The organism is Pseudomonas sp. P5_B2, from assembly GCF_056400445.1.
Genome location: NZ_JBFULH010001269.1, coordinates 1 through 774 on the forward strand (window position 1 = coordinate 1; position 774 = coordinate 774).

General features: G+C 57.2%; 1 protein-coding gene. It reads left to right on the forward strand.

Features of this window, described 5'->3' with window-relative positions; all coding sequences use genetic code 11:
• A partial coding sequence (locus tag AC1DRJ_RS30675; RefSeq protein WP_477805415.1) for an ATP-binding protein occupies nucleotides 1–774 on the forward strand: 774 nt, incomplete at both ends.

The window sequence follows — 774 nt, forward strand, 5'->3', positions numbered from 1 at the left end:
GCGTTGCTGGGCTTTGCCAAGATTACCCGTGATATCACCGAGGCGACCCTGGCCCAACAAGACCTTGAACGTACTCGCGAGGCGTTGTTCCAGGCGCAGAAAATGCAAGCCATCGGCCAACTCAGCGGCGGAATCGCCCACGACTTCAACAATTTGCTGACGGTGATCCTTGGCAATCTGGAAATCGTGCGCAAACGGATAGGGGACGATCCGAAGCTGACCCGTTTGGTCGACAATGCCCGCCAAGGCGCCTTGCGCGGTGTGTCCCTGACTCAGCGCATGCTGGCCTTTGCCCGACGTCAGGAACTCAAATTCGAATCCGTGGAAATACCCGTACTGATCGAAGGTATCAGCGGGTTGTTACGCAGTTCCCTCGGGCCTTCAGTGGCCCTTGAAACGCACTTTTCAACTGAACTTGAGCCAGTCATGGCTGACATCAACCAGCTTGAGCTGGCCGTGTTGAACCTCGTCACCAATGCTCGGGACGCCATGCCCGATGGTGGTGAAATAGCCATCGCCGCCAGGAAAGCCAAGCGGGGCGATCAAACAGCGTTATCCCTGAAGGAAGGTGCTTATGTCTGCCTGAGCGTGACCGATACGGGCGAAGGGATGAATGAGGAAACACTCGCGTCGGCGATGGACCCGTTTTTTACCACCAAAGGGGTGGGGAAAGGCACAGGCCTGGGGCTGTCGATGGYGCACGGGTTCATTGAACAATTAGGCGGACGGTTTGTGCTCAAGAGCCGCCAGGGCATAGGCACTACTGCTGAGCTG